Origin of the sequence: Bradyrhizobium jicamae (assembly GCF_001440395.1) — a bacterium.
In the GTDB taxonomy this organism is placed as follows: domain Bacteria; phylum Pseudomonadota; class Alphaproteobacteria; order Rhizobiales; family Xanthobacteraceae; genus Bradyrhizobium; species Bradyrhizobium jicamae.
The window spans coordinates 48,082-56,178 of record NZ_LLXZ01000054.1; the positions used below are offsets into that span (position 1 = coordinate 48,082).

The 8,097-nt window shown below is 63.6% G+C and carries 7 protein-coding genes and 1 pseudogene; 7 read left to right on the plus strand and 1 reads right to left on the minus strand.

The genetic code is table 11. From position 1 onward, the window contains the following. The 3 genes and pseudogenes from CQ12_RS46185 to CQ12_RS08595 form a co-directional block, all read left to right on the plus strand. Positions 1-408: pseudogene (locus tag CQ12_RS46185) on the plus strand (hydrolase); the annotation flags it as partial. 140 nt (positions 409-548) lie between these two features. After that, positions 549-1,934: a cytochrome P450 gene (locus CQ12_RS08590; RefSeq protein WP_057834880.1), complete on the plus strand. Its 1,386-nt coding sequence runs from the start codon at positions 549-551 to the stop codon at positions 1,932-1,934. Positions 1,935-2,137: 203 nt separating this feature from the next. Beyond that, positions 2,138-3,547: an adenylate/guanylate cyclase domain-containing protein gene (locus CQ12_RS08595; protein WP_057834881.1), complete on the plus strand. Its 1,410-nt coding sequence runs from the start codon at positions 2,138-2,140 to the stop codon at positions 3,545-3,547. Between the two features lie 170 nt (positions 3,548-3,717). Here CQ12_RS08595 and CQ12_RS08600 read toward each other — a convergent pair whose 3' ends face one another. After that, on the minus strand, positions 3,718-4,194 hold the full coding sequence (locus CQ12_RS08600; protein WP_057834882.1) for a cupredoxin domain-containing protein: 477 nt from the start codon (positions 4,192-4,194) through the stop codon (positions 3,718-3,720). A gap of 353 nt (positions 4,195-4,547) precedes the next feature. Between CQ12_RS08600 and CQ12_RS08605 the strand changes: the two genes are divergently transcribed. From CQ12_RS08605 to CQ12_RS08620, 4 genes are all read left to right on the plus strand, one after another. Further along, positions 4,548-5,054: a tellurite resistance TerB family protein gene (locus tag CQ12_RS08605; RefSeq protein ID WP_057834883.1), complete on the plus strand. Its 507-nt coding sequence runs from the start codon at positions 4,548-4,550 to the stop codon at positions 5,052-5,054. 236 nt (positions 5,055-5,290) lie between these two features. Continuing rightward, positions 5,291-6,070, plus strand: coding sequence for an SDR family NAD(P)-dependent oxidoreductase (locus CQ12_RS08610; protein WP_057834884.1), 780 nt, complete (start codon positions 5,291-5,293; stop codon positions 6,068-6,070). A 164-nt stretch (positions 6,071-6,234) separates the two neighbouring features. Next, positions 6,235-7,035 (plus strand): glutamine amidotransferase, encoded by an 801-nt coding sequence (locus CQ12_RS08615; RefSeq protein WP_057834885.1) that lies wholly within the window; start codon positions 6,235-6,237, stop codon positions 7,033-7,035. Positions 7,036-7,157: 122 nt separating this feature from the next. Continuing rightward, complete coding sequence (locus CQ12_RS08620) at positions 7,158-7,970, plus strand: enoyl-CoA hydratase (RefSeq protein ID WP_057834886.1); 813 nt, start codon at positions 7,158-7,160, stop codon at positions 7,968-7,970. Positions 7,971-8,097 lie beyond the last annotated feature (127 nt).

Genomic DNA, 8,097 nt, shown 5'->3' on the forward strand with positions numbered 1-8,097 from the left:
CGCTGGGGTCCGGCGCAGGTCGAGCCGACATGGTGCCTCGAAATCGTGCTGACGTCGGCCGGTTCGCCGACGACCCACATTTATCGCTCGCCGTTTCCGCGCTCCTCCGATGTCGTCAATCTGCGCGCGGCGCGTCCGCTCGGGCCGGCCGACGCCGGCGCGGGCGCCGTGGTGCTGATGTCGCGCCCGCGCGGCTATTTCGGCCTGCCGCGCGACGTGGTGCTGATCGACGGCAACGAGCCGAAAGATGTGAAATCCGGTGTGCCGACCGATGCGGTGACGACGTTGCGGCTTCCGCCTGAGGAGGTTGGCCGCCCGGTGGTAGCGATGTTCAATACAGAACGAATCGTGGCGCGCGCCTGGCCGGCCTCGGAAAACCGGATTGCGATTGCCGAACTGACTTATTAGCTTTTGCCGACCAGTGCGCCTTTGCGGCGCCTGGATCAGAACATAGATACGGATCGTAGCCCGCATGAGCGCAGCGATATGCGGGGCTTGGCACACTCCCGGATATCGCTTCGCTCATCCGGGCTACGGGACAGGCACCCATGAGCATTGCCGGAGTCTACGACGTGCCGGTGGCGCGATCACCGCTGGTGCCGCCGAGCCCGCCCCGGGCGCCGGACGACATGACAGTGTTCGGGCGGATGAGGGCGATCCGCGAAAGTCCGATCGGCAGTTGGGGCCGTCGGGCCTATGAGGACGATATCGTCCAGGGCCGCTTCTTCGGGCGCAGCACGTTCATTCTCAACATACCGGATGCGATCAAGCATGTGCTGGTCGACAATTACGAAAACTATACGCGCACGCCGGTCGGCATCCGGGTGCTGCGGCCGATTCTGGGCAACGGCCTTCTGATCGCGGAAGGGCGGGCGTGGAAACATCAGCGCCGCACGCTGGCGCCGGCGTTCACGCCGCGCGCAGTGACGCCGCTGGTTCCGCACATGCTGGCGGCGACCGACGAGACGGTCGCCAAGCTCCGGGCCGCCAGCAACGCTCCCGTCGATTTGCGCGAGGCAATGCAGCGGATGGCGCTCGAGATCGCCGGTCGCACCATGTTCTCGTTCACCATGGACCGTCACGGCGCGGCCTTGCGCGATTTCGTGATCGAATATGGCGAGCGGCTCGCGCACCCGCATTTCCTCGATATGCTGCTGCCGCTGAGCTGGCCGAGCCCGCAGGACATTTCGCGCGCCCGCTTCCGCAAGCGCTGGACCGCATTCGTCGGCATGCTGATGGCCGAGCGCCGCGCCGCCGGCAAAGCGGCGGGCGCGCCGGCGCGTGACCTGTTCGACCTGATGGGCGATGCCCGCGATCCGGAGACCGGCGAGGCCTTCACCGACGAGCAACTCGGCGACCAGGTCGCGACCATGATTCTCGCCGGCCATGAGACGACGGCGACCGCGCTGTTCTGGGCGCTCTATCTTCTCGCGCTCGATCCCGCCACGCAGGAGCAGGTGGCAACGGAGGTGCAGGACGCAACGGTCAACGGTGCGCTCGATATCGACAAGTTGAAATTCACCCGCGCGGTGATGGATGAGACCATGCGGCTTTATCCGCCTGCGTTCCTGATCGCACGCGCGGCGATCGCACCGGATACGATTGCGGGCCTGCCGGTCAAGAAGAACGACGTCATCCTGATTGCGCCCTGGATATTGCACCGGCACGAAAAATTGTGGCGCGATCCGAACGCCTTCATCCCACAGCGTTTCATGACCGGCACGCCGCCCGACCGCTTCGCCTACCTGCCGTTCGGCGTCGGCGCCCGCGTCTGCATCGGCGCGCATTTCGCGTTGGTAGAAGCCACGCTGGCGTTGGCGAAGATGATCGGCGCGTTTCGCGTCACGCTCGTCGACAAGGAACCGGTGATGCCGATCGGCGTGGTGACGACACAGCCCAGCCGTTCGCCGCTGTTTTCCATCACGCCCCGGTAGTATTTTGTTGATCGGCGGATTGCCGGTTCGCGCCGGGAAAACGCGCCTGAAAGGACGGAGCACCTTGCGGAGTTGGTCCCGTAGCGTCATCTAGTTCTGCAGCATCATAACCGCTCAACCCCCTCATCCTGAGGAACGCGCGAGACGCGCTTCGCGCTCCTCACCGTGAAGGGCTTGTGACAGAGTAGGACTAGGTTGTCAGCATGAGCGATACCCAGGCCCAGTTCTCAGTCCTGAAGCAGACTGCCGATCCCGCGGTCGTCGACGCCATCTCGCAACTGATCGCCAAGGGCGAGGACCGCGACCTCAATCGCATCAACCTCCTGGATTTTTCTGCGCGCTACGGGCTCGACGAGGAAAAGGTGATTTCGGCCTTCCTGCATTCGGCGCGGCTCGGGCTGTTCGATCTCACCTGGAATGTGCTGTGCCCCGGCTGTGGCGGCGTGCTCGGCGCGCACAACACGCTGAAATCGCTGCGCCACGACGACTATAATTGCGCGCTGTGCGCGCAGGGCTATGAGGCTTCCGTCGACGACCGCGTCGAGGTCGCGTTCACCGTCAGCCCGCGCGTCAGGCGGATCGCCGCGCACGATCCCAACACGCTGCCGATCTGGGAATATAACCGCCAGATGTTCTGGAGCTCGGGGATGGACCTGAGCGAGGAATCGATCAATCGGTTGATCGACGAGGTCTCGCTCGAGGCCATCGAACTGCCGGCGGGCGAAAAGGCGGTGCTGTCGCTGCAACTGCCCAATCAGTTCGTGATCGTGTTCGAGCCGGTGACGCATTCGGCTCACTTCTTCGACGTCCAGGGCGAGCCAACCCGCGAGCGGCAGCAATTTTCGATCGTCTTCAACAAGCTGCATGCGCCGACGGGCTCGACGGTGATGCGCCCGGGACCGTTGCGGCTGTCGCTGGAGAACCAGACCGATACGCGCGTGCTGCCCGCGGTCTGGATCGCCAACGACACGCTTCATGAGCTTCTCGGCAAGCGCAAGCCGATCCTGACCGCCAAGCGGATGCTGTCGAACCAGACGTTTCGCGACGTGTTCAAGGCGGACAATCTCAACGTCGATCAGCGGCTGAAGATCACCTCGCTGACCTTCCTGTTCACGGATCTCAAGGGCTCCACTGCGCTCTATGAGCGCGTCGGCGATCTCGCCGCCTTCGACCTGGTGCGGGCGCATTTCCATGCGCTGCTCGAAATCATCGCGTCCGAGAAGGGCGCGGTCGTGAAGACGATCGGCGATGCCGTGATGGCGACGTTCATCCGGCCGGAACATGCGATCGTCGCGGGCCTGCGCATGCGGGCGGCGATGGCAGCGCTGAATGCCGAGCGAGGCCGTGAGGATCTGATCGTCAAGATCGGCATCCACGAGGGCCCCTGCCTGGCGGTGATGCTGAACGAGCGGCAGGACTATTTCGGGCAGACCGTCAATATCGCTTCGCGCGTGCAGAGCCTGTCGACCTCGCAGGAAATCCACATTACCGGGCCGGTGAGAGAATCGCCGGCCGTCGCCACCATCCTGGAGAAAGAGGCGATCAGGCCGATCCAGAAGGAAGCCGCGCTGCGTGGCATCGCCGATAAGGTGGTGGTGTACGAGATACCGTAGTTCTACTCGATAGCTTGTGAAGCTATCTCCGCCCGTCATTGCGAGCACAGCGAAGCAATCCATCTATCCCCGCGCCGAGACGTGGATTGCTTGGCTTCGCTCGCAATGACGAGGAAAGAGCTGGCTCCGATCTTCCCGTCGTCCTGGAAGCCTGCCAGACGCGCTTCGCGCTACTCGATCACGATCTCGCCGACCATGCCGAGTTCGGCGTGGGTTTTGCCGTCGCTGCTCTTGATGTCGCAGCGGAGATCGTTGACGCGGCCGGCGGCGACCGGCACCAGCCACCATTCGGCGGATTGTCCCGGATAGACCTCGACCTCGCGGATCGGGCCCTTGAATTCGGCGAGGGTGACGGTCTTGCCGTTCTGCTGCTGCGTCACCTGGGCCTTGCGCGTGAACACCATCTGCGAGAACGCGTGCGAGGTGAAGTAATGCGGGTCGTTGCTCGCATTGCGCAGGATCAGCTTGTAGAGCTTGCCGGTTTCCAGCTTGAGCTGCTTCGGCGCGAATTCGTGTTTGCCGGGCGAGCCGAGATCGACCGTCACCTCGATCGGCGTCTGCCGCGACAGGTCACCTGCCGCAAGCGCGGCCCCGGAAGCAATTCCACACACAACGGCCGCGCCAAGCGCGAAGCGGAAGATGGTCATGTACGTTCCCCCGAAATCTCTTGTTGAAACAACTAGTTCATTCTTAATGCAAATGCGAATGACTTGCAATTACATATTGCCCTGCTTCCTGCGGCGAATCGCGCAACCGGCTGCCTTCCTTCCGGAGGCGGCGAGGTTGCGTGCTTTGAACCGACGCCTGTCGGCCTCGACTTAACAGGATGCGCGGTGGTCGTGGGCGCTGCCCAGGTTTCGCGCAGAAGTTTTCCGCTACCTTCAACGTGACGCGGATTTAATCTGCTTGCATTGTCCGTCACGCGTCGCGCGGATTGCGAAGATCAAAGCTTCAACCCATATTCGCCGAACGGCTTCTTCGAATTTTGCAAGGTAGAGTGATGCTCGACGGACTGCGCCAATTCATTGCCGACATCGTTGCGCCCAGCGCGGATACGGATCTCGCATTCGACGACACCGGCTATCTGCTCGCGGCGACCGCGCTGCTGGTTCACGTCGTCTCGCTCGATGGCGAGCCGAGCGCGGCCGAGAAGCGCAAACTGCACTCCCTGATCGAGAGCCGCTTCAAGCTCGATCCCGGCAAGGCGGATCATCTGATCGCCTCGGCGACGCGGGCCGAAGGCGAGGCGGTGGATCTCTATCGTTTCACCAGCGTCATCATGCGCTCGGTGAATGAGGAGGGCCGGCTCCGCATCATCGAGATGATGTGGGAACTGGTATACGCCGACGGCCAGGTCAGCGAATTCGAGGACAATGTCGTCTGGCGTGCGGCCGATCTGCTCGGCATTTCATCACGTGACCGGATCGATCTGAAACACAAGGTGGCCGAGCAGCGGCAGGCAGACTCGTCCGACAGCGTTTCTAAAACGGCTGCCGCCGCGACGTGACGGCCGATGGCGCCATCGTGCGCGCTCTCTTATGCGCAGATGACGAAACTTTAATGTGCCGCGCGATCAGCCGCGAAGATATGCGATGCGTCTGAAACTATTGAGGTTCAATTGCCGGAGCACGTAGCCGCGCATGGGCATATGCCATGCACGTGGCTTGCGCCACACCGCGCGCCTATGCTCTCGTTCGGCAGCTAATCGCTACCATCTGCAATTGATTTCAAGAGCATTCCATCGTGACCGAGCGTGTGACGCTGATTACCGGTGCATCGGCCGGAATAGGCACCGAACTGGCGCGCGTTTTTGCATCCCACGGCCATCGTCTGGCGCTGGTGGCGCGGCGCGCCGATCGCCTGACGGCGCTGGCCACTGAGATCACAGCGGCAGGCGGCAAGGCTCCGATCGTCATTCCCTGCGACCTCGTCGAGCCGGACTGCGGCGACAAGATTGCCGAGGCATTGGCAGCATCCGGCGTGGAGGTCGAATACGTCGTCAACAACGCGGGTTTTGGATTGTTCGGCAAGGCGGTGCAGCGCGACCGCGCCGACCAGCTCGACATGATCGCCGTCAACATCCGCGCGCTGACCGATCTGTCGCTACGGTTTTCGGACCAGTTGATCGGCAACCGCGGCGGACTTCTGAACGTCGGCTCGATTGCGGGCTTTCTGCCGGGCCCGGGCATGGCGGTCTATTACGCCACCAAGGCCTATGTGCTGTCGTTCACGGAAGCGATGCGCGCCGAACTAGCGCCGCATGGCGTGCGTGTGACGGTGCTGTGTCCCGGGCCGGTGCCGTCGGAATTCCAGGCGCGCGCCGGATTCCGGCCCGGATTCGATTCGGCGGTTCTCAAGGTCTTGCCGGCAGACGTCGCGCAGCAGGCCTATCGCGGATTGATGGCTAACAAACGTGCAGTGATGCCCGGTCTCGGCATCAAGATCGTGCCATTCCTGCTCAGGCTATTCCCGCGCTCCTTCATCCTTGGGGCAGTCGGCCGTCTCCAGCTTCGCCAGCGCTGAAGAAATCCCGGGTTTTTCCGGTGTCCCGGCCCGTTCGCGCCGCGATCGGGCGCCTGAGCGCGTCTGGCCCGCGGTTTGCTTAGATTTTTGCTGTGTGCGTGAACTCACGCGAAATTAAGACTCACTTAGGTATGGTTTCGATTCGAGGCACCTGAGCAACGTCGATGTCGTTCCGGTCGTACAGTGGTCACCAAAACGTGCTGCCCTTTCCGGGCCGACGCGCGTTGGGTGCGACTGACCTGGCGCCGCTCAAGCCGGTCCTGATTGTCCTGCACCAGGAGACTTCGACGCCGGGCCGTGTCGGCAATGCCTTGCGCGCCCTCGGTTACCCCCTCGACATCAGGCGTCCGCGGTTCGGCGATCCCCTGCCGGCAACGCTCGAGCAGCATGCCGGCGCCGTCATCTTCGGCGGCCCGATGAGCGCCAACGATTCCGACGATTACGTCCGCCGCGAGATCGACTGGATCGAAATTCCCCTGCGCGAGCAGCGGCCGTTTCTCGGCATCTGCCTGGGCGCGCAGATGCTTGCCAAACAGTTGGGCGCAAAGGTCGCGCCGCATCATGAGGGCCGGGTCGAGGTCGGCTACTATCCGATCCGCCCAACGGCGGCCGGACACGCGCTCTGCCCCGATTGGCCGGCGCACGTCTATCATTGGCACGGCGAAGGATTTCAGTTGCCTGGCGGCGCCGAGCTGCTTGCCGAAGGCGACGACTTTCCGGTGCAGGCGTTTCAGCACGGTCATGCGTTCGGCCTGCAGTTTCATCCCGACGTCACCTACGCCATGATGCATCGCTGGACCACGCGCGGATGCGTGCGCATGGATTCGCCGGGCGCGCAGCCGCGTCACCTTCACTTCGAAGGCCGCGCGGTGCACGACGTGGCCGAACGTGCCTGGTTGAAGAATTTCATCGCGGGCTGGATCGCGCGCGTGCCGCACGGTGTCATGCTGGAAGCCGCCGAATAGCCGCCACGCGGAATTCTCCCGCGCGTTTCGAACGTCTTTCAAAAATCTCCGATGTGATAGAGTTGGAGCGGCCGTAGGGCTCGCGCGCCAAGCGCCAATAAGAAATCAACAGGGAGATCGCCGTGACCTATCAGCATATTCTCTACGAGGTGAGCGACAAGATCGCGACCATCACGCTCAACCGGCCCGACCGCATGAATGCGTGGACCGCGACCATGGAGCGCGACGTCCGCCACGCGATGGAGGCGGCGGCCGGCGACGACAATGTCCGCGTCATCATCCTCACCGGCGCCGGTCGCGCGTTTTGCGCGGGCGCGGACATGGAGGCCCTGAAGGCCATCGATCCCAGCGAGATCCGCCGCGGCGAGAACAATCCGCCGTTCGACATGAACCGTCGGGCGGACTGGCAGACGCGGTACGCCTACTATCCGGCAATCCCGAAACCCGTGATCGGCATGCTCAACGGCGCTACCGCCGGCATCGGCCTGGTCCACGCGCTCTATTGCGACCTGCGCTTTGCCGCCGACAACACCGTCCTCACCACCTCGTTCGCGCGCCGCGGGCTGATTGCCGAGCACGGCATCAGCTGGATGCTGCCGCGCATCGTCGGTCACGCCAATGCGCTGGATCTTCTGATGTCCGCGCGGCGGGTCGGAAGCGAGGAGGCGCTGCGGATCGGGCTGGTCAACCGGCTCTATCCGCCGGAGCAGTTGCGCGAGCAGACCTACGCCTACGCGCGCGATCTCGCCGATTTCGTCTCGCCCAGCGCCATTTCGGTGATCAAGCGCCAGCTCTACGACGTGCCGTTCCAGACGCTGGCCGAAGCCACCATCGACGCCAACCGCGAAATGCAGATCGCGCTCAAGGGAAGCGATTTCCGCGAGGGGGTGGCGAGCTTTGTGGAGAAACGGCCGCCAAGGTTTACAGGGAAGTGAGGGGGCTTTGGAAGGGGTAACGGCGGGTGGGGTCGCCGAGGCCCGGCTTCGCCCTTCGGGCTACGCCGCGGCAGCCTTCGCCTGCTTCGCTACGATGGGACACGGCAGGCTTGCCGAGCCGTAGCTT

Excerpts from the sequence above, each read along its gene's own strand:
- CQ12_RS08615 (WP_057834885.1), top strand. The coding sequence starts at position 6,235 with ATGTCGTTCCGGTCGTACAGTGGTCACCAAAACGTGCTGCCCTTTCCG.
- CQ12_RS08590 (WP_057834880.1), top strand. The coding sequence starts at position 549 with ATGAGCATTGCCGGAGTCTACGACGTGCCGGTGGCGCGATCACCGCTG.
- CQ12_RS08600 (WP_057834882.1), bottom strand. The coding sequence starts at position 4,194 with ATGACCATCTTCCGCTTCGCGCTTGGCGCGGCCGTTGTGTGTGGAATT.
- CQ12_RS08605 (WP_057834883.1), top strand. The coding sequence starts at position 4,548 with ATGCTCGACGGACTGCGCCAATTCATTGCCGACATCGTTGCGCCCAGC.
- CQ12_RS08595 (WP_057834881.1), top strand. The coding sequence starts at position 2,138 with ATGAGCGATACCCAGGCCCAGTTCTCAGTCCTGAAGCAGACTGCCGAT.